Genomic DNA, 24537 nt, shown 5'->3' with positions numbered 1-24537 from the left:
AGCGTCCCGCTTCATTAAAATTGTTCACCCAGTGAAAATAACGGCAAGTACATTGCCACTAAAAGAGTGCCTATAATGCCGCCTAAAATGAGCATCAGCAAGGGCTGTGCGTAGGTTGATAGTCGCTCAGTATAAATCTCGAGTTGTTTTTGTTGATAAGCTCCCAGCTGCTTAAATGCTTGAGCTATCCGCCCGGACTTCTCTGCCGCCTGAATGAAACTCATGGTCTTCGCCGAGTTTAAGGTCGATAGGTTGAACGCCTGTGACCATCCCAGACCACGTTGCAGATGGTAACCAATAAGCTCGAGTTGCGCTTTGTAAACCGGACAATTGAGGTTGTTCGTGGTAAGCCGTAGCGTATTCACAGCGTCAATCCCGGCGTCGAGGGACAAGCCTAACTGATAAAATACTTGTTGTTCGCGAGCACCAGTGAGGAGCTGGCGATAAATTGGCAGCTTGAGCGTCATCCGTCGCCAGAATGCGGGACAATAATGTCGAACCAATTTTGTCATTACGTACATCAAACAAAGAGCTCCGATAAACACAAGCGCATGTTGACCAAAAAACGCCGATATGGCTAATACGTTTTTAGTGAGTGCCGGTAATCCTGTGCTACCGAATAGCTTTTCAAATTGTGGCAGTACCCAGATCATCATCAATAGGGAGACAGCACAGGCTACTGCAGCAATAATAAGCGGATAGCGAAGCGCTTTTGTCAGCTGCTCCTTCATTGCCATTTGTTGCTGCTTTAGCGTGAGTATATTTTGTATCCCTTGCGTCAATTGGCCACTGGACTCAGCCCACTCAATGGTTTTCAAATCGGAAGACGGTAGCCAGTCTGAGTAGTGGTGCAGGGCACTGGACAATCGATGGCCTTGCTTGATAGCTTCCTGACAGTCATTAACCAGCCATTTCATCGAGCGAGAGGAATGACGATGAATGCTATGTTTTAATGCTTCAGGCAACGGTAAGCCGCAATCGAGCAGCTCCAGCCACTGACTCATTGTTTGCAGCCATTCTTTGCGGCTTGGCGGCGGTGTTTTTATGAAATGTTCATGGTAAACGGTGATATGTTGCAGGCCTCTGTCTGAGAGTCGTTTTACCGCCTGCAATTGACTGGCCGCGTGTATCAGGCCGCTATTGTCTGAGCTTTTCCAGCGCCAACGCATCACGGTCGTTTTAATCATTAAGGTTCACCTGATTTTCCCAGTAGGTTTTAGCCTGTTCGAAACTGGGCAAGCCTAAATCTTGTAAATAGTTGGCCTTGTCAGTATCGGAGGATCCGGGCTTAAGTAGTGCATGGGCTTGCGGTTGCCAGGGAAGAATTTCAAAAATAGCGTGTCGCATAATGTTATTGTGTTCCCGTTTGAATGAAAGCAAGCGCTGACTGACAATGAGGTTTAAAGCACTGGCAATGTCTAATGGATTGACACCAAGTGACTTCAAACGTGCCAATGTTTCCAGAGTACCGTTGGTATGCATTGTTGTTAAAACAAGGTGTCCGGTTTGTGCGGCCTGAAGCGCAATTTGGGCGGTTTCCGCGTCCCGAATTTCACCAATCATAATCACGTCTGGATCTTGTCTCAGTAATGCTCGTAACAGTGACGCAAACGAAAGCCCTTTGCGCTCATTTACCATAAGCTGCGTGCATCCGTTTAAAGGTGCCTCGACGGGGTCCTCTACGGTACAGACATTGAGCGTCTGAATATTGATAGACTTCAATGCGCTATATAAAGTTGATGTTTTCCCACTGCCGGTAGGCCCGGTTACAATGATAAGCCCTTGAGATTGTGACAGTGCGTGCTGAAAGCCCTGGTACTGACAGGCCATTAATCCGGTATCTGCTAAGGGTAAAATGTGTTCAGAGGACTTAAGGCAGCGTAAAACCAGTTTTTCTCCATTCAATACGCAGCAGCAATTCAAACGAAATTCCAGGTATTGTCGAGTCGATGATTGAGTGACGGTAAGGCGTCCATCTTGCGGTAAAGGTTGTTCCGTCAAGTCGAGATCGGCCATTACTTTAATACGGGCTACCACTTGTTTAGCAAACGAGACACTGAGGACATCTTTTGTGTCTAATTCTCCCCCGTTGCGCATTCTAACCCGGTAATTGCCTTGATAAGGCTCTATGTGAATGTCGGAACCACCGTCAACTGCGCATGAGGATAAAAGACTATCAACGTACTCAACAGCTGACTCTTGAAGGGGCTTATGTGCTGAAAATGAACCGGAACCTCTGACAATCAGCGCGTGTTTGTGGCTAAACAAGCTTAATAAAACCGAGTCAACGGGGGCATGGCCTGGATCCTGTGACAACAGCACCCACGAGTTACCCTCGGTGAGTAGTGTCAATCCGTGCTGCTTTAGGAAACGCTTGTTTTGTGTTGCTTCTGTTCGATTTTCGTTTGTAAGCAACGCCAAGTCGAGCTCTGTGGTGAGGCAAGATCCAATATAAGACATTATTGAGCAATACCTTGCTGACAGTCACTGACCGCACTTCGGCTTTGCTGGTAATCAGAGCAGCTGATGCGCCATTCCAGATGGGTGCTTGAGGGCACTGGTGTTAGCTCAACAGACAACGGCTGTTCATCGATGGTCACTGAAGCTAACTGGAGGCTAATACGAGAGTCGTCGCCAATACTGAGGCTAGTCAATTCCGCTGGTAATGGCGATGGGACATTCGGTAGCCCATTCTGACCGGCCTGTGCGCAGTCAGATAACTGCCCTTCCGTTTGCCAACATAGCGCTATTGCTAATTGAAAGGGCTGAGCGTGCGCCATCGCCTTAGTGACTTTTGCTTGCTGGGTGTAATAGGTATAGGACGGCACAGCAATGGCCGACAATATCGCGATGATAGCGACCACCACCATCATTTCTATAAGACTAAAACCGTTGTATTGAGTGTTTGCATCCTGCATAAGACAGCTCCTGATAAAAAGTCAGGAAACTGTCGTCTATTAAGCAGATTTTGTCGAATGTATTTATTTGTAAGCTATTGGCGAATTCAGGAAATTCTCATTGATAAGTCAATGGCTTGAATGTTTTTCGTTAAAGCACCTGAAGAGATAAAATCAACGCCGGTGGCCGCTAATTCACTCAAGCGCTCATCGGTAATGTTGCCTGACACTTCCAGTTTGGCTTGATGCTCCGCGTTATTATTCGTTGCAACTGCTGTTTCAATATCGGTCAAACTGAAGTTATCCAGCATAATAATGTCAGCTTTCGCTTTCAGTGCCTGTTCAAACTCGTCTAAGTTTTCAACTTCCACCTCAACCGTTTTGCCGGGATTAAGCTGCTTAGCTTTGTTAACGGCTTGCTCGATGCCGCCACAGGCCATTATATGGTTCTCTTTAATTAAATAGGCGTCGTACAAACCAATTCGGTGGTTTGCACCACCACCGCAGCGAACCGCGAATTTTTGCGCCAGTCGCATGCCGGGTAGGGTTTTACGGGTATCCAGCAATGTCGTATTGGTGCCTTCCAGCAAACGACTGTACTGGTGCGTCAATGTAGCTGTGGCTGACAGTGTCTGTAAAAAGTTCAGAGCGGTGCGCTCGCCGGTTAATAATACGCGGCTTGGGCCTTCTAAGTCACATAGTGTGGTATTGGGTTCTACCACATCGCCATCCTTGACGTGCCAGGTTAAAGCGACGTCCTGACCAAGTTGTTTAAACACTTCATTAACCCACTCAACACCACAAACAACCGCTTTGTCACGAGTGATAATGGTCGCTTTAGAGTGACTGGTAGGGCTAATTAACTGTGCGGTAATGTCCAGACTGGCATCTTTTTCGGACAAATCTTCCACCAACGCGTTACGAACACCTTCCTGAATGGCGAGTTGCAATTCATGCTGACTCATATTGGCTTTACCTTTTTACAGACAATACGGATACTAGGGGGCAAACTTTACCGTTTTGTTGAGCCTGTGAAAAGCGAACAACTGAAAAACCATAAAATAACTGATGCTATACAACACGCGTCGCCGCACTTTGACGAGCGTCCTAATGGTGTTGATATTAACCTGTTAGTTATCCACTGTATTAGTTTGCCTGAAGGCGACTACGGTACGCCTTACGTCAAAGACTTGTTTATGGGGGAGCTCGATAGCAGCGCGCCCCCCGACTTCGCGCCACTGCATGGGCTGCGTGTATCCGCGCACTGTGTCATTCGCCGCGACGGCACGCTGGAGCAATATGTGCCCTTTGATAAGCGAGCTTGGCATGCGGGTCAGTCCCGGTACTGTGGGCGCAAGCGCTGTAATGACTTTAGTATTGGTATTGAGCTAGAAGGCACGGACAAGACTGCCTATACTGACAAGCAGTATGAATGCTTGGTGGGGGTCACAAAGTTGTTGTTGGAGCACTATCCAACACTGAATCGGCACCGTATTGTTGGTCATGAGCATATCGCGCCGGGTCGAAAGACGGATCCGGGCATTGGTTTTGACTGGTCAAAATACCTGAATCAATTGTAAAAGGAGCACTAGATGGTTCTCATCGCGTTGCTAATCGCATTGAGTATCGAGCGGCTTTACCATAGTCCGGATGCGTTACATTGGCAGTTTTACTTAAACCGCTGGCAACGCTGGAGTGCCGCAAAGCTCAACGATGAAAAATGGCAAAGTGCTCCGGCAAGCTTTTTACGAATGATGGTGCCTGCGCTCTTTGTTGGTGTGCTCGTATTGCTACTTAATAACTTGTTGGTGACGTTTCTTGTCAGTATTGGCGCGCTGCTTCTGGCCATTAACTGTGAGCCCGCCCGCGTTCATTATAAAGCGTATTTAAAAGCCGCAAACCGTGGTGAAGACGAGGACAGTGAACACCACCGGCAAGCGCTTGCAGATTACTCAGGTTTGAACAATGACGCGCTAATTAATCAGTCTCTGATATGGATCAACTACCGACAGTATTTAGCCGTCCTATTTTATTTCGTGCTGTTTGGTAGCTTTGGCGCGTTAGTTTATGCCACTTTCCGGGTTGCTTCTGATGCAGAAAAAAGGCACGAATCAGGCGATAATTCAACGAGTTACTGGACGCGTCTTCTGTGGTTCGCTGACTGGATTCCCGCTAGGCTAGCGGGGCTTGGTTTACTGATCGTTGGCCATTTTTCACGAGCGCTGCCGGTTTGGATTCGATTAACAACCATGCCTTACAGCGAGCCTAAAAAGCTGTTATTTGAAGTGGCAGAAAATGCAGAGGATACGCCACAGCACCCGGACGACAAGACGGAGCACGCGACCTGTCAACTTAAACTGATGCGCAGGCAACAAATCTTTTGGGTAACAGTGATTGCGGTATTAACGCTTTTTGGCGCCATTTTATAGCTGGTTGTACCAGCGTAGAAAAATTTGGGCTGCTGCTCTAAATGATTTAGAATAACCGCATCTTTTGGTCTGACCAATTTACCGGAATGTCTGAATTGCCTATTAAACAAACGAAGCTATCCGATACAATCGTTGCTCATTTAGAGCAGATGATTGTGGATGGGCGTTTGCGTGCAGGTCAGAAACTGCCGTCAGAAAGACAGCTGGCGCAACAGTTTAATGTGTCCAGGCCCTCTTTACGTGAAGCCATTCAGAAGCTTGAAGCGAAAGGGGTGGTGGAACGCCGACAAGGCGGTGGTACTTATGTGATCAATACGGTCAACGAGCAGCTGACCCAACCGTTGTTTGAGTTGCTGGCCAAACACCCGGAGTCCCAGTTTGATCTACTGGAATTTCGACATGCACTGGAAGGCATTTCGTCTTTTTATGCGGCACTGAGAGGTACCAAAGCCGATCTAGAACGCATAGAGGAGAGTATTAAAGGAATAATGCAAAGCCAGAGCGATCCAATCAACGAACAAGTGGACGCTTTGGTCGAGTTCTACCACCGTATAGCCGAAGCCTCTCACAACGTGATTCTTATGCATGTTGTGCAGGGTATGCAGGAATTATTAGCGGAGAATATTCGCCAAAACTTAGACATTATTGGCGGTCGTAAAGAACTACTGGAAAAACTGAATCAACACCGTCAGCAGCTGGTTAGCGCCATTGTTGATGGACAACCGGAGCAAGCGCGGGATGCGTGTCACCAACATTTGACCTATATTGAACAGATATTGTTAGAGTTAGGCAAAGAACAGTCTCGTATTCAGCGTTCGCTGCGACGTTCCTGAATTGATAAGAAGGTAAGGAATTGCTATGAGTGATCAATTAACACAAGATGTCGACACACAGGAAACTCAGGAGTGGTTAGATGCTCTTGAGGGTGTGCTGGATGCAGAAGGTCCGGAGCGCGCTCACTTCCTGTTAGAGCAGTTAGTCGATAAGGCTCGTCGAAATGGAGCCTACCTGCCTTATAAGCCAACGACGGCTTACTTAAACACGATTCCTGCCAGCCAGGAACCGACCATGCCGGGTAATCAAACAATGGAAGCGCGCATTCGTTCAGCAATTCGCTGGAATGCGGTTATGATGGTCTTGCGCGCCTCACAAAAGGGCGAAGAATTGGGCGGGCATATCGCCAGCTTCGCCTCATCAGCAATGCTTTACGATGTGGGCTTTAACCACTTCTTCCGTGCGCCAAACGACAAAGACGGTGGTGACTTCCTATTCATTCAGGGTCACGCGTCACCGGGTATATACGGACGTGCTTTCTTAGAAGGCCGTTTGACGGAAGAGCAGCTAAATAACTTCCGTCAGGAAGTCGAAGGCAAAGGCTTACCGTCGTATCCACACCCGAATTTAATGCCTGACTTCTGGCAATTCCCGACCGTATCAATGGGCTTGGGTCCAATTCAGGCGATTTACTTAGCCCGTTTCCTGAAATATCTAACCGACCGTGGCATCAAAGATTGCTCAAATCAACGTGTTTACTGCTTTATGGGTGACGGTGAGACCGATGAGCCGGAAAGCTTGGGTGCCATTGGTCTGGCCGCTCGCGAAGAGTTGGATAACCTGACGTTTGTCATTAACTGTAACTTGCAGCGTCTCGACGGTCCGGTACGTGGTAACGGCAAGATTATTCAGGAATTGGAAGGTACTTTCCACGGCGCAGGCTGGGAAGTGATTAAAGTTATCTGGGGTCGTTATTGGGATCCACTGCTGTATCGCGACACCGAAGGTAAGTTGCAGCAGCTGATGGAAGAAACCGTTGACGGTGACTACCAGAACTTTAAAGCCAAAGGCGGTAAATTTACCCGTGAAAACTTCTTTGGTAAGTACCCTGAAACTGAAGAGATGGTTGCTAACTTATCAGACGAAGACATTTGGCGTTTGAACCGCGGTGGTCACGATCCGGTGAAAGTGTATTCGGCCTATCATAAAGCTGCGAATACCAAAGGTCGCCCGCAGGTTATTTTGGCGAAAACGGTTAAAGGTTACGGCATGGGCGCCGCCGGTGAAGGCAAAAACATTGCCCACCAAGTGAAGAAAATGGATATGGATGCCATTAAGCATCTGCGCGACCGTTTCAATATTCCGTTTAAAGACGAAGAGTTAGAAGACTTACCGTACTACAAGTTTGAAGACGACAGTGACGAAATGAAGTACATGAACGAGCGTCGTGAAAGTCTGAATGGCTATATGCCAGTACGCCGTCCTGAATCGGACGTTGAGCTTGAACTGCCATCGCTGAAGGCGTTTGATGCGGTATTGAAAGGCTCTGGCGATCGCGAGATTTCGTCAACTATGGCGTTTGTTCGTGTTCTTACCGCATTGTTGAAAGACAAGAAAATTGGTAAGCGCATTGTTCCTATTATCCCGGATGAGGCTCGTACCTTCGGTATGGAAGGTTTGTTCCGTCAGGTTGGTATTTATGCCCACCATGGCCAGAAATACACACCACAGGATAAAGACCAGGTTGCCTATTATCGCGAAGATAAAAAAGGCCAGGTTATTCAGGAAGGTATTAACGAACTGGGCGCGATGGCGTCATGGGTGGCAGCAGGTACCAGTTACTCGTTGAACAACGAACCGATGATTCCGTTCTACATTTATTATTCAATGTTCGGCTTCCAGCGTGTCGGCGACTTAGTCTGGGCAGCAGGCGACAGCCAAACTCGCGGATTCCTGGTCGGCGGTACAGCCGGACGTACAACGTTGAACGGTGAAGGCTTACAGCACCAGGACGGACACAGCTTAGTGCACTTTGGTACTGTGCCAAACTGCATTAGCTACGACCCAACTTACGGTTATGAAATTGCTGTCATTGTTCAGGACGGTCTGAAACGCATGTTTGGCGATCAGGAAAACGTGTTCTACTACATTACCGTCATGAACGAAAACTACCATCAGCCGGAAATGCCGGAAGGCGTCGAAGAAGGTATTCTGAAAGGTATTTACGAGCTAGATAAGGTAAAAGCCAAGAAGAAAGCAAAAGGCGATGTGCAGCTCTTAGGTAGCGGCACCATTTTACAGCAGGTACGTAAAGCGGCTGATATTCTTGCTGAGGACTACGACATTAACTCAACGGTATACAGCGTAACCTCGTTTAACGAGCTGGCGCGTGATGGTTTAGACACCGACCGTTGGAACATGTTGCATCCTGAGAAGAAAGAAAAAGAAGCTTACATTACGCAAGTGATGAAGAAAGCCAAAGGTCCTGCGGTTGCGGCAACTGACTACGTGAAGTTGTATGCCGATCAGGTTCGCGCCTGGGTACCAACCCCATACCGCGTACTGGGCACCGATGGTTATGGTCGTTCTGACAGCCGTGCGAACTTGCGTAAGCACTTTGAAATTGACCCGCAGTATATTGTTGTCGCGGCGTTAAAAGAGCTGGCAGACCAAGGTGATATCGATAAGAAAGTGGTAGCGAAAGCTATCAAAGACTACGGTATCGACACTGACAAACTGAACCCACGTTTGGCATAAGGAGGTACTGAGATGGCCGATCAAATCGAACTCAAAGTCCCCGACGTGGGCGGTGAAGAAGTAGAAGTCATTGAAATACTCGTCAGTGAAGGCGATACCGTCGAACAAGAAGACGGTATAGTGACGGTTGAAAGTGACAAAGCGTCAATGGATATTCCGGCGTCTTCAGGCGGTAAAATTGTTGAGCTGAAAGTCAAAGAAGGCGACACCATCAGCGAGGGCGATGTGCTCGCTATTGTTGAAGCAGCCGGCGACTCTGGCTCTTCTGATGACGAAGAAGAAAAGGAAGACGAAAAGGCAGAAGAGGACGGTAAGTCTGACGATAAAGACGAGGAAAAATCGTCTGAATCGGAAGGCGATAGTAAGGAAGAAGAGAAAGAAGAATCTTCTGAGCCTAAGAAAAAATCTTCTGGCGGCAGTAAAGTCATTGATGTAGAAGTACCGGATATCGGTGACGAGGAAGACGTTGAAATCATTGAAGTCTTGGTTTCTAAAGGTGACTCGGTCGCTGAAGAAGATGGCTTGATTACCTTAGAAACCGACAAAGCGACAATGGATGTGCCTTGTCCGCAAGACGGCGAAATCGAAGAAATGCTGGTTAGTGTTGGCGACAAGGTGTCACAAGGCTCAGTGATCGCTAAGCTGAAGGTATCAGAAGGCGCTGACGATAGTGATGACTCAAGTGACGAGTCAGAGAAAGAAGCGGCACCGAAAGAAGAAAGCAAGTCTGACGACGCTGATAAGCAGGAGTCAAAAGGCGACAGTGGCAAAAGTGCTAAGCCAAGTGGTGAACGTCAGCCGCCGGTGCCTGATCACCCAAGCCAACGTAGCGATCGTAAAGAAGGCGTATTGCATGCATCGCCTGCTGTGCGTCGTGTGGCTCGCGAATTTGGTGTCGATTTGTCACAAGTCAAAGGATCGGGTCCTAAAAACCGTATCCTGAAAGAAGACGTGCAGGATTTCGTTAAATACGAACTGTCTCGTCCGAAAGCGGTTGCTGGTGCAACCGGACAAGGCGGTGGCGGACTGCAGGTTATCGACCCACCGAAGGTCGACTTCAGCAAGTTTGGTGAAGTGGAAGAGGTGCAACTGTCACGCATTCAGCGTAAGTCTGGACCAAATCTGCACCGCAACTGGGTGACGATTCCGCATGTCACGCAATTTGACGAAGCGGATATCACCGAGCTGGAAAAATTCCGGAAATCAGAAAATGAAGTGGCGAAGAAACAGGACTTAGGCTTCAAGATCACCCCATTGGTGTTCATCATGAAAGCTTGTGCTAAAGCATTGCGTGAATTCCCAACCTTTAACTCGTCTCTCTCAGAGTCTGGCGAGTCACTGTACATGAAAAAATATGTACACATTGGTATCGCGGTAGATACGCCAAACGGCTTGGTGGTTCCAGTTATTCGTGACGTTGACAAGAAAGGTATTTACGAACTGTCTGAAGAATTGGTAGAAATTAGCTCGAAAGCCCGTGACGGTAAGTTGAAAGCTGCTGATATGCAGGGGGGCTGCTTCTCAATTTCCAGTCTTGGCGGCATTGGTGGTACAGCGTTTACGCCTATTGTGAACGCGCCCGATGTGGCTATCCTCGGGGTTTCAAGAAACGAAATGAAACCTAAGTGGAATGGTAAAGAGTTTGAGCCTCGCTTAACCTTACCGTTGTCATTGTCTTACGATCACCGTGTTATTGATGGTGCTGAGGCTGCTCGCTTTACAGCTTACTTAAGCGGTGTACTGGGAGATATCCGGAAATTGGTGCTTTAAGCACCAATTTGGGCAGGAAATACGAATTAATTCGCGCTACAATAGCGCCACATTTAGCGTTGATTGACCTCGGCTGGTGGCTCAACCGGCCGTGACAAAGAAGGGGTTAACATGAGCGACAAAATTAAAACGCAAGTAGTAGTGTTGGGTGCAGGACCGGGCGGCTATTCCGCTGCTTTCCGTGCTGCTGACCTGGGTATGGATGTAGTTCTGGTTGAACGTTACAACACTTTGGGTGGTGTTTGCCTGAACGTTGGCTGTATTCCATCAAAAGCACTATTGCACTTAGCTAAGCACATTGAAGATGCAAAGCACTTGGCTGACGAAGGCATAGACTTCGGTAAGCCTAAAATCGACCTGGATAAAATCCGTAAACACAAAGAGAAAGTGGTGGGTCAATTAACGGGCGGTCTTGGACAAATGTCTAAGATGCGTAAAGTAAAAGTGGTTAATGGCTTAGGTAAGTTTACCGGTAGCAACACCTTGAAAGTGGAAGGTGATGACGGCGCTACTGAAATTGAATTCGATAACGCGATTATCGCAGCGGGTTCTCAAGCCATTAAACTGCCGTTTATTCCTCATGATGACGAGCGCATCTGGGACTCTACCGACGCATTGGAGCTTAAAGAAGTTCCTGAGAAAATGTTGCTGTTAGGCGGCGGTATCATTGCTCTGGAAATGGGTACGGTATACAGCGCTTTAGGGTCTAAAGTTGATGTTGTAGAAATGACTGATCAGCTTGTGCCACCAGCAGACAAAGACATTATTAAGAACTTCAACAAGCAAATGAAAGGCAAGTTCGAAAATGTCATGCTGAGCACTAAAGCAACGAACGTTGAAGCGAAGAAAGACGGCGTTTACGTGACTTTTGAAGGTGATAAAGCGCCGAAAGAGCCCGTTAAATATGACGCCGTATTGGTTGCTGTTGGCCGTGCGCCAAATGGTAATAAGCTGGATGCGGACAAAGCGGGTGTTAACGTTGATGACCGTGGCTTTATTAAAGTGGACAGCCAAATGCGTACTAACGTTGATCACATCTTCGCGATTGGCGATATCGTTGGTCAACCAATGCTGGCGCATAAAGCGGTACATGAGTCTCACGTTGCGGCAGAAGTTATCTCTGGTAAGAAGCACTTCTTCGAACCAAAAGTTATCCCTTCTATCATGTACACAGACCCAGAAGTTGCATGGGCTGGTGTCACTGAGAAAGAAGCGAAAGAGCAAGGCATTGAATATGATGTTGTGACTTTCCCATGGTCTGCATCAGGCCGGGCTATCGCTTCAAATGCACAACAGGGTATGACGAAACTTATCTTTGATAAGAACAACCGTATTATTGGCGGTGCTATGTGTGGTAGCAACGCTGGTGAGTTGTTGGGCGAAGTTTGCTTAGCCATTGAAATGGGCTGTGATGCAGAAGACATCGCGTTGACGGTTCACGCTCACCCAACCTTGCATGAGTCTGTTGGCTTAGCCGCAGAAATTCAGGAAGGGTCAATTACCGATATGCCGAACCCTAAGGCGAAAAAGAAGAAGTAACATTTTGTTACGATAAATCATCGGCAAAACGGCTACATTCAACGCGAATGTGGCCGTTTTTTTTGCGCTAAATTTCACAATGCGCTAGTTTAATGGGGCTAAAATAACGAACACTATAAAAAGGTGACGACCAATGAAAAAATTGACCGCTGTAGCGCTAGGCGTATCTATGGCATTGACTCTGGGCGCTTGCTCACCGCAGCAAGAGCAAAATAACCAGCAGTCTCAACAAGCAGAAGAAACCCAACAGCAACTGACGTCGGGCGTTATTCTTGAAAATTTCGACCACAGCGTAAAACCACAAAATGATTTGTTCCGCTACGTCAACGGTAGCTGGATTGAGAAAACAGAAATACCGTCGGACCGTTCTTCTATTGGTGCATTCTACGATTTGCGTGAACTGAATCAGAAACGCTTGCGTGACATTATAGAAGGCGCCGCAGCGGCAAACCCGGAGCCGGGTACTCCTGAGCGTAAAATTGGGGACTTTTTCAATGCTTACATGGACACGGAAACCCTGAATGAACTTGGCGCTAAACCAATTGCTAATGATCTTGAAGCCATTCAGGCGTTAGACAGTCATGAAGCGGTTGCTGAACACATGGCGCGTATGTTCCGTAGTGGCGTTTCAATTCCGTTCGGTTTTTACGTCTATCCTGATGCGAAAGATCCGCAAACTAACGCCATGTATATGTACCAAGCGGGTCTTGGCTTGCCCGACCGTGACTACTACCTAAAAGATGAAGAAAAGTTTGAAGAGATTCGCGCAGAGTACGTTAGTTACATTACTGACATTCTGGCAATGGTTGGTTTGGAAAATACCGATGAGGCTGCCGAGCGCATTCTGGACTTGGAAACCAAGCTTGCTGAAGTTCAGTGGAGCCGTGTAGAAAGCCGTAATGCGGATAAAACCTACAACAAGAAAACCGCTGATGAAGTCGCTGGTATGTTCTCAAACTTTGACTTCAAACGTTTCATAGAAACGTCTGAACTGTCACACGTTGAAGAAATGGTCATTCGTCAGCCGTCGTTCTTCGAAGATTTCGGTAACCTATTTGCTGACGTAGACTTACAAACCTGGCAGGACTATTTGAGCCTGCGTGTCGTCAATGAATATGCATCGGCTCTGAGCGAAGAAATTGGTCAGCGCCGTTTTGATTTCTATGGCACTGTTTTACGTGGCACCCCGGAACAAGAGCCACGTTGGAAGCGCGCAGTGGACGCAACGAACAGCGTGCTGGGCGAAGTGTTAGGCCAGGTTTACGTAAAAGAGTACTTCCCGCCTGAAGCGAAGGAAAAAATGGAAGGTCTTATCGAGAACCTTCGTGAAGCTTATGGTGAGTCCATCAAAAACCTTGAGTGGATGACGGAAGAAACGAAAGAGAAAGCGCTAGAGAAACTTGCCAAATTTGATCCGAAAGTCGGCTACCCGAATGAATGGCGTGACTACAGCGAGCTGGAAATTTCAGCAACGGACTTAGTGAGCAATTACAAAGCATACGCCGAGTTTAACTACCAGGAAGAGATTGCCAAAATTGGTGGTCCGGTAGATGAAGAAGACTGGGGCATGACACCGCAAACGGTCAATGCTTATTATAGTCCTGTGCGTAATGAAATCGTATTCCCTGCGGGTATTTTACAGCCTCCGTTCTTTGATATGGATGCAGAAATGGCAGTGAACTACGGTGGCATTGGTGCGGTTATCGGTCACGAAATGGGTCATGGTTTTGATGATCAGGGCTCTAAATACGATGGTGACGGCAACCTGCAAAGCTGGTGGACTGAGGCCGATCGTGAAGCGTTCGATGAGCGTGGTCAAAAGCTGTCTGAACAGTTTAGCCAATATGAACCTATCGAAGGCTTGAAAGTGAATGGCGACCTGACACTGGGCGAAAACATTGGTGACTTAGCCGGTCTGACTATCGCTTATGAAGCGTATAAAATGTCACTGGAGGGTGAACAAGCGCCCGTACTGGACGGCTTTACTGGTAGCCAGCGTGTGTTCATTGGCTGGGCACAAGTATGGCGCGGTAAGTACCGTGAAGATGCGATTCGTCAACAAGTCATGAGTGACCCTCATTCGCCGGCTGAATATCGTGTTAACGGCACGGTTGTTAACGTACCGGCGTTTTACGAAGCGTTCGACGTGAAAGAAGGTGACGAACTGTACGTAGCACCAGAAAATCGTGTTACTATTTGGTAATGATGAAAACGCTAACGGTAATTTTGACATTAATAACGGTGCTGTTGGTGGGGAGCTTCTCCTCACCAATGGCGCACGCTATGCCAATGTCAGATGCCGTTAGCGCTTCTACTCATGACATGTCTGGGCATGATTGCTGCGATGAAAGTGACGCGGCTATGCAACAGAACAACTGTGACGAAGAAAGCTCATTTTGCCAGCATTGTGAACAACACTGTGCTGGCCAAATTGGCTTGACCAATGTATTCAACGTCATTGAAAGTACCTCTCTTTCACAAAGCTACACAATGAGTGAACTCTCCTTGTGGCAGCGCACAGAGCGTCTTATTCGGCCACCAAAATTGATCGCAGCTTAATAAAAAGAAATCCGCTTTCTTAGTAAAGTTTGTTGTCATTATTTTAGGTGGTAAACCATGCGAATTTTATTACTGGCGCTAATTGCGCTTATTTTCAGTACGCCAACATCCAGCTCATTCGCCGCAGCTTGGCAAGACCATAGCGAGCATCAGCATCAGAGTCAGCACGACAGTGATAAGAGCCCCTTTGATGCTGGAACCGAATACGTGTGCCCTATGCATAGTCAGATCGTAAAAGACGAGCCAGGCACTTGCCCGATATGCGGTATGGACTTGGTGGAGCGCGAGAAAAAGCAGGAACCTCAAATGGCTGAGGATGGTCATAGCGGGCATGACATGAGCGCTATGTCTTCACAAAAGAGCTTTCATGTCCCCAGGGCGCAGCAACAGGCGATACGTGTCACCACGGCGAAAGCCACTCGTAAAGATCTGCAGCCCATGCTAAAGGCTCAGGCGCAGGTACGCTGGCAACAGTCGGCAAAGTATCATGTGCATTCTCGCGCCGAGGGTTGGGTTGAAGAATTATATGCCGATGTTGAAGGTCAGTGGGTAGAGCAGGGTGAAAAACTTTACCGAGTGTATGCGCCTGATTTAGTCGTTGCTCAAGACGACTATCTTCAACTTCTTAACTCACTAAACGAAGTAGGCAACGCCGAAAGTCAGCGGCAATTCAAACGTCGCGGGAAACAACGCTTACTGTTGCTGGGGATGAATGAGCAACAAATTAGCGAGCTGGAAAAAACCAGGCAAGCGTCCTACGAAGTGGACTATTATGCGCCGCAGTCGGGCTATGTCACTAAACTTAATATTCAGCAAGGCATGTATGTGAGTCCGGGGTTAGAATTAATGACCATTACTGACGACCAACAGCTCTGGTTTATGCTCGATATTCCAGTGCGCTATGCTGACCAACTCAGTACCGGTCAAATGGTCCACTTAAGTTCGGATCAGGTAAGTGGCCACTGGATGAACAAAATTGACTACGTTTACCCGCAAGTAGACCCGCAAACTCAAACACTCACTGCTCGTGTGCCTATTGATAGCTCCATAGATAGCCTTCGAGAGGGACTATGGGCAACCGGCCATGTTGAGCTGTCGCCCGTAAAAAACGCCTTGGTTGTTCCGGTTAAAAGTTTAATTACCACGGCTAAAAATAATCGGGTCCTGGTACAAGTGGGTGAACAGGCGTTTGCTGTAAGGGAAGTTAAGACTGGCCTGCGCGTTGACGATGAAGTGGTGATAACAGACGGTCTTTCTGAGGGTGAGCGAGTGGTTACTAACGGTCAGTTCCTTTTAGATTCTGAAGCGTCACTGCGAGGGATGCAGCCAGACGGTGAGAAAGCACCTGCCATGTCTCATGAACATGGAGGTCACTAATGCTTACCCGGATTATACAAGCTTCACTGCGTAACCCATTGCTGGTGTTACTGTTGTTCGCTGCGTTAAGTTATTTAGCGTGGCAGTCGTTGCAGCAAACCAAACTGGATGCGATTCCTGACTTGTCTGACGTGCAGGTCATTGTCAAAACGAACTATCCGGGGCAGGCGCCTGCGGTTGTTGAAGAACAAGTCACCTATCCGCTGTCGAGCGTCATGTTGTCGGTACCAGACACAAAATCAGTACGTGGTTTTTCTTTCTTTGGTGACTCTTACGTCTACGTTATTTTTGAAGAGGGAACGGACCCTTACTGGGCAAGAAGCCGGGTAATAGAATATTTGGATCAGGCTAAGAGTCAGTTGCCGGCTGACGTTCAGCCCAGCCTCGGCCCTGACGCCACCGGTGTTGGTTGGATTTACCAGTACGCCTTGGTTGATAACAGTGGTGAGCATAATCTAGGAGAGCTCACACGGTTACAAAACTGGTACCTTCAGCAAGAGTTGCAAAGTGTTGAGGGGGTTGCCGAAGTCGCCCGCGTTGGCGGCATGGTGGAGACTTACCAGGTTGTTGTTGAGCCCAGCAAATTGCATCAGTATGAATTAACACTGACTGACATTGAGCGAGCTATTCAACAGGCCAATGCCGAAGTCGGTGGTTCTGTGGTGGAAATGGCCGAAGCCGAGTATATGGTGAGAGGGCTTGGTTACATTCAATCTATTGAAGACTTGCGCCAACTGCCATTAGTGAAGCGTTCAGAGAACGATGGAGTACTGTTACTGGAAGATGTCGCTCATGTTCGCTTAGGCCCACAGGTACGTCGGGGCGTTGCTGATTTAGATGGCGAAGGTGAAGTGGTTGGCGGTATTGTGGTGATGCGTTACGGCGCTAATGCATTGCAGACCATTGATAACGTCAAAGCGAAACTCGATGAGTTAAAACAAGGTTTACCCGAAGGCGTTGAGCTTGTCACTACTTACGATCGATCGCAGCTGATTCAGGCATCGGTTGATAATCTTACCTCGAAGCTCATTGAAGAAATGGCATTGGTCGCTATTGTCTGTGTTTTGTTCTTATGGCACGCGCGCTCAGCGTTAGTCGCGGTTATTAGTCTGCCGCTGTCAGTGTTACTCGCTATTTGGATAATGAACGGGCTGGGTATCAGCGCCAATATTATGAGTTTGGGGGGCATTGCCATAGCTATTGGTGCTCTGGTCGATGCCGCTATTGTTATGATAGAAAATGCGCATAAGCATTTGTATGCGTATCAGGAGCAGCACAAAGAGCCAGCAAAAGGTGCTCATCGTTGGCGCCTCATTACCGATGCGTGCAGCGAAGTAGGCCCATCTCTGTTTTTCTCTTTGCTGGTCATAACCGTGAGCTTTATTCCGGTCTTTGCGCTGCAAGGTCAGCAAGGTAGGTTATTTGAACCGTTAGCGTATACAAAAACGCTGGCGATGGGCGCGGCCTCTATTCTGGCGGTAACACTCATTCCCGTGCTCATTGCGCTACTCGTCAGAGGAAAAATTCCATCGGAAAATGCCAACCCGTTAACTCGGGGACTCATTTGGCTCTATCGGCCGTTTTTAAATCTCACGCTGCGTTGGCCGAAAGTGCTTATCATTTTGTGTGTCGCTGTGACGGCAACCGCTTGGTATCCGTGGCAAAAGCTTGATTATGAACTTATGCCACCGTTGTATGAGGGCGACTTAATGTATATGCCGACAACCTTGCCGGGTATCAGCGTCAACGAAGCTGGAGAGTTGCTTCAACAAACCGATGAACTGATAGCACAGCATCCGCAAGTTGAACGTGTCTTTGGCAAAATCGGACGGGCAGATACCGCGACGGATCCGGCACCGTTAACCATGATTGAGACCAGTATTACTCTGACACCGGAGTCGGAATGGCCTGAGGGTAAAACGGTGGATGACATCATTGCGGAGCTGGATGACGCCGTTCAGATTCCAGGGCTGACAAACGCCTGGGTTATGCCCATAAGAACTCGCATAGAAATGTTGGCAACGGGAGTTAAAACACCGTTGGCGATAAAGGTGAGCGGAGCCGAGTTCGGTGAAATACAAACGTTGGCAACCACTATTGAAAAGCGTCTAGCGGAGCGACAAGAAACGGCATCGGTTATTGCCGAACGTGCCGCGGACGGACGCTACATTGAAGTGACTCCAAAACTGCGTGAGGCCGCTCGCTTTGGTTTAACGCAAGCGGATATTCAAAAGCATCTGACTCAGGCTATTGGAGGAGCAAAGATAGCCACCTCAGTGCAGGGCAATGAGCGTTTCCCGATTAACTTGCGCTATCCGCGTGATGCACGTGACCATATTGATAAGTTGCGAGAGCTGCCGATTAGGGCCGATGGGCGCTGGTTAACCTTATCGGATGTGGCAACCGTTGAGCTGAGCTCAGGACCTGCTGTGTTAAAAAGCGAAAATGCGCGTTTAAGCAGCTGGGTGTTTATTGAACCTGCCGCTGGTGTGACGGTGAGTGAGTACATCGCAGCGGTGAATGATGAACTTAGCCAACTGGAAATGCCAACCGGTTATAACTGGAGCTGGACGGGACAGTACCAGGCCATGCAACAAGTCGAAGCCGATCTGAAAGAGATTATTCCGCTGACATTAGCGCTGATTCTTATACTGTTGTATTTGACGTTTCGCTCCATGAACCAGGCATTGTTGGTTATCGCTACTTTACCACTGGCGTTAACTGGGAGCTTATGGTTGCTCTACTGGCTTGACTATAACCTGTCGCTGGCGGTTGTGGTCGGCATGATAGCCCTTGCGGGTGTTGCTGCAGAATTTGGTGTGGTGATGCTGCTTTACTTAAATAATGCCTGGAAAGGTGTTGGTGAAAAGCGCGAACAGCTGGAGTCCGCAATTGTTGAAGGGGCGGTGCTGCGAGTGCGTCCCAAAGCGATGACGGTAGCAACCATAGTGATTGGGCTCCTGCCGATTATGCTGGGTAGTGGCATTGGCAATGAGGTCATGCAGCGCATTGCCGCGCCAATGGTTGGCGGCATGATTTTGGCGCCATTGGTCTCTATGTTGCTCATTCCTGCTGTGTTTTATCTTGGCAGGAAGTAGCTTAGGGAATACCGGCCGCGAATTCACTGTAGCCTGACGTTATTTACGTCAGGTTAGATATCGAAAGATGCTGGCATGCCTGAATGATTTATACGCCTGTGCCGGCTAGGGAATCTCACCTGATGCAATAGTATCAGGCTACTCGCTTACATCCCTTCAGCGGCAGGTTGTTATTAACGTCGTTCTGAACTAAGAAAACTTCTTCCAAATAGTGTTTGCAGCTGGCCCTAATGTCCGGTTTGCTGAGCGAACCAAATGAATTTCCAGACGGACTTGTTGGATGAAACCGGGAATGCTTATTTCAACCAGTTCACCGGACTCAAGTGCGCTTTCGGCAATATGTCGAGGAATGATCCCCCAACCAAAGCCGGCTTTTAATAGCTCAAATTGAGTGTTCACTTCATTCACGCGTATGCGCTGCTGACTGGGTAAACGCAGTACCGCATCTAAATTAATGCCGATCTCTAAATTTTGAGGCACTAGCATTGGCAACTCGAGCAAATCTTGCCGACTTGATGGTATGCGCCCGAACTCATTCACCAAAGAAGATGCAATGGCCACTGTGAGCTCGAAAGGCGCCACGGGTAGAGTTTCAAAGTCGCCATACTGACGAAATAACGGCAACCATGGGCATAATGCTAAATCAGCAGAGCCTTTATCGATGCGTTTGAGCGCTCGCATTTGTGACTCGCCGTCAATGTGAACTTCGGTGGCGGGGTAATGCTGTTGTATATGCTCAATACTAGGCAGCCACAGCTTACTGTCGCAGGTATGGTCATAGCAAAGCGTCAGCAAGGGTTCGGCCCCGTATTTCAGCTGTTCGGTCAAGGATTGCAAGCGCTCTTGCTGGCGCACGACCTCTTCGGCTTGTCGTAAAAAATGTTGACCTTGTTCGGTTAATTGCAGTCGGTAGCCTTGCCGGTTAAACAGTTCAAAACCAGCGCTTTGTTCGAGCTTTTTCAAGGCCATGCTGACGGCCGATTGCGTTCGGTTTAAATGCTCTGCTGATTTTTGCAGGCTGCCAAGCTCTGCAACCGCAATCAGCATTTTTAAGTGCGATAAATTCATTAAGTTATACTGATTAAGTTTTTAATTTTAATTCAATATAATTGTAACTGTACGTACAGTAAACTATTTATCAATTGAACACTCCCTTATTAGGAACTTGGTATGCGTTGGTTAGTCGTTACATCACTTATCTTACTCATTGCAGCGTGTGGTGAAGCACCCGCACAAAGCGAACAAACACAGGACGCCCGCCCGGTTAAATTGCTGACGGTGAGCGAAAATAGTGGCGCGCAACTTCGAGAGTTCCCGGGCGTGGTGGAAGCCGCTAAAGTGGCGCAACTGACTTTTCGTGTTGCCGGTGAAATTACCGAACTCCCGGTAAGACCTGGGGCGGAGGTTAAGCAGGGTGAACTCATTGCAAGGCTGGATCCGACCGACTATCAACTGGCTGTCGACCAAGCAAAAGCGCAATACGAGTTAGCTCAGTCTCAATACCAAAGAAACAAAGTGTTGGTAAGCGAAGGTGTGATGTCAGAAGCCCAATTTGACCAAATTGAGTCGCAGCGAGCGGTGGCGAAATCGAACTATGAAACGGCTAAAGCAAATTTGGAGTATACGGAGCTGAGAGCGCCTTTTGACGGAGTTATTGCAAGCCTGGCTGTAGAAGCTTATGAAAATATCCAACCGAAACAGCCCATTGTTACCTTGCAAATTAATAACGCGGTGGATGTGAGTATTCAAGTGCCGGAGCAGCTTTTTGCGAGAGTTAAGAAGCAGACTGACTATGAACCAATGATTCGTTTTGATGCTGCGCCAGAATTTCAATTCCGGGCGCACCTTAAAGAGTGGGATTCGCAAGCGGGTCCAGCAACCAATACGTATGAAGTCGTGTTCACTTTACCGAAACCCGACAACCTGAACGTTCTTCCGGGTATGACAGCGACCGTCATTGTTGATATGTCGCAAGTGCTGCGCTCGACAATCACCGGCATTCTGGTACCAACAAAAGCCGTATTTACCAATGGCAGCAGTACCGAACAGCCCCCCTCGTATGTTTGGGTGGTGGGCGATGACATGACCGTTGAAAAGCGCAAGGTAGTAGTTGGTACCGCGACTAATGACGGACTGACTATCGTCAGTGGCTTAGAAGAAGGTGAAACCATAGTGGTTGCCGGTGTTCATCAGCTTCGGGAAGGTCAAGAAGTTCGTGAATGGCAACGCGAACGGGGGCTGTAATGGATATTGCACGCTATAGCATGACCCGAAAAACCACCAGCTGGATGTTTCTGCTGTTGTTGTTGGTCGGGGGAATAGTCGCTTTAACTCAGCTGGGTCGCCTGGAAGACCCTGAATTTACGATAAAGCAAGCAATGGTTATAACGCCGTATTCCGGCGCTTCGGCTCGACAAGTGGAAGAAGAAGTGACTTATCGCCTTGAAAATGCGATCCAGGAACTCAGCTACGTAGACAATATTCGCTCCATATCGAAGCCGGGGCTGTCGCAAATTACAGTGGAGATGAAAAGCATTTACCGGGCGGATGATCTCGAACAAATTTGGGATGAACTTCGGCGCAAGGTCAATGATACGAAACGACGCTTACCGCCGGGCACCGGCGAGCCTATTGTCCGTGACGACTTCTCCGACGTGTATGGTGTCATGTTGGCGATTACAGGACCTGACTACTCGTACAAAGACATTGAGCATTATGCGGACTTTCTCCGGCGTGAGCTGGTCTTAGTTGACGGTGTCGGCAAAGTTATGCTGTCAGGCGAGCGCCAGGAGCAGGTGATTGTCGAAGTTTCCCGGGCCCAGCTGGGAAATTTCGGTATCCCACCTAAGCAAGTCGCCAATTTACTGCAAACACAAAACGCCGTGGCAAATGCAGGCCGTGTGACGATTAATGAAGAGTCCATGCGTATTGCCACTAACGGTGAATTTTCTTCCGTCGAAGACATGGAAAAACTGGTGATTAGTAACCCAGGCGCCAGAGAACGTATTTATTTGCGCGACGTTGCTGACATCTATCGCGAAACGAAGGATATCCCTGATCACGTGGTGCGTTATAACGGAAAGCCGTCACTCTGGCTAGCACTGTCTTTCGCCGATGATGTGAACGTTGTGGAAGTTGGAGAGCGACTTGAACAGCGTTTGGACGAGCTTTCCTACGCTCAGCCAATTGGCATGAACGTTGAGCGCATTTATGATCAACCCCACGAAGTTGAAAACTCCGTTAATAACTTTTTGCTGAATTTAGTCGAGGCGGTAGCGATTGTGGTTGTGGCGCTGCTACTGTCCATGGGCTTTAGAAGTGGTTTGCTGATTGGTTCGGTGTTGCTGCTGACGGTACTCGGCACGTTCATTTTCATGCGGCTTGGTGATATTAACCTGCAGCGGGTGTCGTTAGGCGCACTGATTATCGCCTTAGGTATGCTGGTCGATAATGCCATTGTGATTGCTGACGGTATTATGGTGGGCATGCGTCGGGGGCAGAGCAAACTTCAAGCCGCTACGCAGGTGGTTAAGCAAAACCAATGGCCGCTGTTAGGGGCTACCATTATTGGTATTATCGCCTTTGCACCAATCGGCCTTTCTTCAGACGCCACTGGTGAGTTCGCGGGCAGCTTGTTCTGGGTCTTGTTTATTTCTTTATTGCTAAGTTGGGTAACGGCATTAACGCTGATTCCGTTCTTAGCCGACCGACTCTATTCTGAAAAGGACATTGGCGATGAGAACGAGGATGCCTTTAAGCACCCACTCTATGTAAAGTATCGAAGTGCGTTGCGTTTTTGTTTAACGCACCGGGCAGCCAGCATGTCGGCAATGGTCATTATGCTGGTACTGGCGGTGGTGGGTTTCGGGCAGGTAAAACAAGCCTTTTTCCCACCTTCCACAACGCCACTGTTTTATGTGGACTTATGGTATCCACAAGGGACTGACATTCGCCACACCGAGCAGGACTCGAAACGCCTGGAAGACTATTTGCTGGATAAGCAAGAGGTGGTTTCCGTGGCAACGACCGTCGGTCAGGGGGCTCCGCGTTTTACGCTGACTTATTTGGTTGAAAAAAGCTACGAAAGCTATGCGCAATTGCTGATTCGCGTGAAAGACAAGGAGTCTATGTCAGCGCTCATGGCGGATATTCGGCAACGCATTAAAAACGCTCACCCGGACGTTGAAGACAAATTAATTCGGGTCGAGATAGGTCCGGCAACGCCAGCCAAAATTGAGGCACGTTTTTCAGGACCGGACATTCAGGTGTTACGTCAGTTGAGCGAGAAAGCACAAGCGGTAATGAGGGACGATGCAGGTGCGGTCAATATTCGCTCTGATTGGCGGCAGCGAACCAAGTTATTACAGCCTCAGTATGACGAAGCGGCTGGAAGACGAGCAGGTGTCACTAAAGAGGATGTGAACAACGTATTGCTCGGTAACTTCGTTGGCCAGCAAATTGGCATTTATCGCGACGGAACCGATCTGCTGCCAATTGTAAAGCGAGCACCGGCGGCCGAACGTGTCGACTTGAACAACTGGCAGGAGCTGCAAATTTACAGCCCCGTGTTGGATCGTTTTATACCGCTGGCGCAAGTGGTGAGAAGTATTGAAACCACATGGGAAGATCCGCTCATACTGAGACGTGACCGTAAACGGACACTGACGGTGATGGCTGATCACGATATTTTGAGTAATGAAACCGCAGCTCAGGTGTTCGAACGAGTTCGCCCCAAAATAGAAGCGATTGAACTGCCTTTGGGTTACGAGTTGAGTTGGGGAGGGGAGCACGAAGCGTCAAGCAAAGCACAAAAAGCATTGTTCGGTGCGTTACCGTTAGGCTTTCTGGTCATGTTTATTATTACCGTGCTGCTGTTTAACAGCATTCGACACGCCGCTGTTCTATGGACCACAGTACCACTGTCGATAATTGGTGTGACGGTTGGTCTATTGCTGCTGAATAAGCCCTTTGGATTTATGGCGCTGTTAGGCTTTTTAAGTTTGTCAGGCATGCTGATTAAAAATGGCGTGGTGCTACTGGAACAGGTCAACGTCGAGCTCGAAACCGGTAAATCGCGAGTTGATGCGCTAGTCGAGGCCGCTGTGAGTCGTGTAAGGCCGGTGGGCATGGCGGCGGCAACCACCATACTGGGCATGTTGCCACTTCTGTTTGATGACTTCTTTGCTAGCATGGCGACGGTCATTATGTTTGGTCTCGGGTTTGCGACAGTACTGACGCTGTTCGTCGTGCCTGTTATGTACGCGATTGTTCAAAAAGTGGAGCGCCCTCAATGAGGGCGCAACCATGGCATCCATTCACCTTGTTTATACCCTGAAT

General features: G+C 48.4%; 17 protein-coding genes. 12 read left to right on the top strand and 5 right to left on the bottom strand.

Annotated features, from left to right (window positions below; all coding sequences use genetic code 11):
- Window positions 1-14: 14 nt before the first annotated feature.
- From EST55_RS05025 to nadC, 4 genes are all read right to left on the bottom strand, one after another.
- A complete protein-coding gene (locus EST55_RS05025; protein ID WP_129496718.1) occupies window positions 15-1187 on the bottom strand; it encodes a type II secretion system F family protein in 1173 nt (390 codons plus the stop codon).
- Complete coding sequence (locus EST55_RS05020; protein ID WP_129496717.1) at window positions 1180-2460, bottom strand: GspE/PulE family protein; 1281 nt, start codon at window positions 2458-2460, stop codon at window positions 1180-1182. Before EST55_RS05020 ends, EST55_RS05025 begins: the two co-directional genes overlap by 8 nt.
- Window positions 2460-2918 carry a prepilin-type N-terminal cleavage/methylation domain-containing protein gene (locus EST55_RS05015; RefSeq protein ID WP_100690793.1) on the bottom strand — a complete coding sequence of 153 codons (459 nt, stop codon included), beginning with the start codon at window positions 2916-2918 and terminating at the stop codon, window positions 2460-2462. Before EST55_RS05015 ends, EST55_RS05020 begins: the two co-directional genes overlap by 1 nt.
- Before the next feature lie 86 nt (window positions 2919-3004).
- Window positions 3005-3862: a carboxylating nicotinate-nucleotide diphosphorylase gene (gene nadC / locus EST55_RS05010; RefSeq protein WP_100690792.1), complete on the bottom strand. Its 858-nt coding sequence runs from the start codon at window positions 3860-3862 to the stop codon at window positions 3005-3007.
- A gap of 66 nt (window positions 3863-3928) precedes the next feature.
- On the opposite strand from nadC, the gene ampD reads away from it, so the two are divergent.
- From ampD to EST55_RS04960, 10 genes are all read left to right on the top strand, one after another.
- Window positions 3929-4477, top strand: coding sequence for a 1,6-anhydro-N-acetylmuramyl-L-alanine amidase AmpD (gene ampD / locus EST55_RS05005; protein ID WP_129497003.1), 549 nt, complete (start codon window positions 3929-3931; stop codon window positions 4475-4477).
- A gap of 12 nt (window positions 4478-4489) precedes the next feature.
- Entirely contained in the window at window positions 4490-5326 is an 837-nt protein-coding gene (gene ampE, locus EST55_RS05000) for a beta-lactamase regulator AmpE (RefSeq protein ID WP_129496716.1), read from the top strand.
- 86 nt (window positions 5327-5412) lie between these two features.
- Complete coding sequence (gene pdhR / locus EST55_RS04995; protein ID WP_100690790.1) at window positions 5413-6159, top strand: pyruvate dehydrogenase complex transcriptional repressor PdhR; 747 nt, start codon at window positions 5413-5415, stop codon at window positions 6157-6159.
- Between the two features lie 25 nt (window positions 6160-6184).
- A complete protein-coding gene (gene aceE / locus EST55_RS04990) occupies window positions 6185-8857 on the top strand; it encodes a pyruvate dehydrogenase (acetyl-transferring), homodimeric type (RefSeq protein WP_088768871.1) in 2673 nt (890 codons plus the stop codon).
- Window positions 8858-8869: 12 nt separating this feature from the next.
- Window positions 8870-10627: a dihydrolipoyllysine-residue acetyltransferase gene (aceF, locus tag EST55_RS04985; protein ID WP_129496715.1), complete on the top strand. Its 1758-nt coding sequence runs from the start codon at window positions 8870-8872 to the stop codon at window positions 10625-10627.
- A 111-nt stretch (window positions 10628-10738) separates the two neighbouring features.
- Window positions 10739-12166, top strand: coding sequence for a dihydrolipoyl dehydrogenase (gene lpdA, locus EST55_RS04980; RefSeq protein WP_058576822.1), 1428 nt, complete (start codon window positions 10739-10741; stop codon window positions 12164-12166).
- A gap of 133 nt (window positions 12167-12299) precedes the next feature.
- A complete protein-coding gene (locus tag EST55_RS04975; protein ID WP_129496714.1) occupies window positions 12300-14369 on the top strand; it encodes a M13 family metallopeptidase in 2070 nt (689 codons plus the stop codon).
- A 23-nt stretch (window positions 14370-14392) separates the two neighbouring features.
- On the top strand, window positions 14393-14725 hold the full coding sequence (locus tag EST55_RS04970; RefSeq protein ID WP_129496713.1) for a hypothetical protein: 333 nt from the start codon (window positions 14393-14395) through the stop codon (window positions 14723-14725).
- Window positions 14726-14782: 57 nt separating this feature from the next.
- Window positions 14783-16102: an efflux RND transporter periplasmic adaptor subunit gene (locus tag EST55_RS04965; protein ID WP_129496712.1), complete on the top strand. Its 1320-nt coding sequence runs from the start codon at window positions 14783-14785 to the stop codon at window positions 16100-16102.
- Complete coding sequence (locus tag EST55_RS04960) at window positions 16102-19200, top strand: CusA/CzcA family heavy metal efflux RND transporter (protein ID WP_129496711.1); 3099 nt, start codon at window positions 16102-16104, stop codon at window positions 19198-19200. The genes EST55_RS04965 and EST55_RS04960 overlap by 1 nt, the downstream gene beginning before the upstream one ends.
- A gap of 189 nt (window positions 19201-19389) precedes the next feature.
- On the opposite strand, the gene EST55_RS04955 is transcribed toward EST55_RS04960, so the two are convergent.
- Entirely contained in the window at window positions 19390-20268 is an 879-nt protein-coding gene (locus tag EST55_RS04955) for a LysR family transcriptional regulator (protein WP_129496710.1), read from the bottom strand.
- 102 nt (window positions 20269-20370) lie between these two features.
- On the opposite strand from EST55_RS04955, the gene EST55_RS04950 reads away from it, so the two are divergent.
- Complete coding sequence (locus EST55_RS04950; RefSeq protein ID WP_129496709.1) at window positions 20371-21444, top strand: efflux RND transporter periplasmic adaptor subunit; 1074 nt, start codon at window positions 20371-20373, stop codon at window positions 21442-21444.
- Window positions 21444-24494: an efflux RND transporter permease subunit gene (locus EST55_RS04945; RefSeq protein WP_129497002.1), complete on the top strand. Its 3051-nt coding sequence runs from the start codon at window positions 21444-21446 to the stop codon at window positions 24492-24494. The genes EST55_RS04950 and EST55_RS04945 overlap by 1 nt, the downstream gene beginning before the upstream one ends.
- The last annotated feature ends 43 nt before the right edge of the window (window positions 24495-24537 follow it).

The sequence above is a fragment of the Idiomarina sp. 29L genome (genome assembly GCF_004123135.1).
Lineage (GTDB): Bacteria > Pseudomonadota > Gammaproteobacteria > Enterobacterales > Alteromonadaceae > Idiomarina.
This window is presented reverse-complemented; position numbering and strand designations above follow the sequence as displayed.

What these genes read in the sequence shown, in the direction of transcription:
- aceE (WP_088768871.1), top strand. Translation starts at nt 6,185, where the DNA reads ATGAGTGATCAATTAACACAAGATGTCGACACACAGGAAACTCAGGAG.
- aceF (WP_129496715.1), top strand. Translation starts at nt 8,870, where the DNA reads ATGGCCGATCAAATCGAACTCAAAGTCCCCGACGTGGGCGGTGAAGAA.
- EST55_RS04975 (WP_129496714.1), top strand. Translation starts at nt 12,300, where the DNA reads ATGAAAAAATTGACCGCTGTAGCGCTAGGCGTATCTATGGCATTGACT.
- pdhR (WP_100690790.1), top strand. Translation starts at nt 5,413, where the DNA reads ATGTCTGAATTGCCTATTAAACAAACGAAGCTATCCGATACAATCGTT.
- EST55_RS04945 (WP_129497002.1), top strand. Translation starts at nt 21,444, where the DNA reads ATGGATATTGCACGCTATAGCATGACCCGAAAAACCACCAGCTGGATG.
- EST55_RS04965 (WP_129496712.1), top strand. Translation starts at nt 14,783, where the DNA reads ATGCGAATTTTATTACTGGCGCTAATTGCGCTTATTTTCAGTACGCCA.
- EST55_RS04955 (WP_129496710.1), bottom strand. Translation starts at nt 20,268, where the DNA reads ATGAATTTATCGCACTTAAAAATGCTGATTGCGGTTGCAGAGCTTGGC.
- lpdA (WP_058576822.1), top strand. Translation starts at nt 10,739, where the DNA reads ATGAGCGACAAAATTAAAACGCAAGTAGTAGTGTTGGGTGCAGGACCG.
- EST55_RS05015 (WP_100690793.1), bottom strand. Translation starts at nt 2,918, where the DNA reads ATGCAGGATGCAAACACTCAATACAACGGTTTTAGTCTTATAGAAATG.
- ampE (WP_129496716.1), top strand. Translation starts at nt 4,490, where the DNA reads ATGGTTCTCATCGCGTTGCTAATCGCATTGAGTATCGAGCGGCTTTAC.
- EST55_RS05020 (WP_129496717.1), bottom strand. Translation starts at nt 2,460, where the DNA reads ATGTCTTATATTGGATCTTGCCTCACCACAGAGCTCGACTTGGCGTTG.
- EST55_RS04950 (WP_129496709.1), top strand. Translation starts at nt 20,371, where the DNA reads ATGCGTTGGTTAGTCGTTACATCACTTATCTTACTCATTGCAGCGTGT.
- nadC (WP_100690792.1), bottom strand. Translation starts at nt 3,862, where the DNA reads ATGAGTCAGCATGAATTGCAACTCGCCATTCAGGAAGGTGTTCGTAAC.
- EST55_RS05025 (WP_129496718.1), bottom strand. Translation starts at nt 1,187, where the DNA reads ATGATTAAAACGACCGTGATGCGTTGGCGCTGGAAAAGCTCAGACAAT.
- EST55_RS04960 (WP_129496711.1), top strand. Translation starts at nt 16,102, where the DNA reads ATGCTTACCCGGATTATACAAGCTTCACTGCGTAACCCATTGCTGGTG.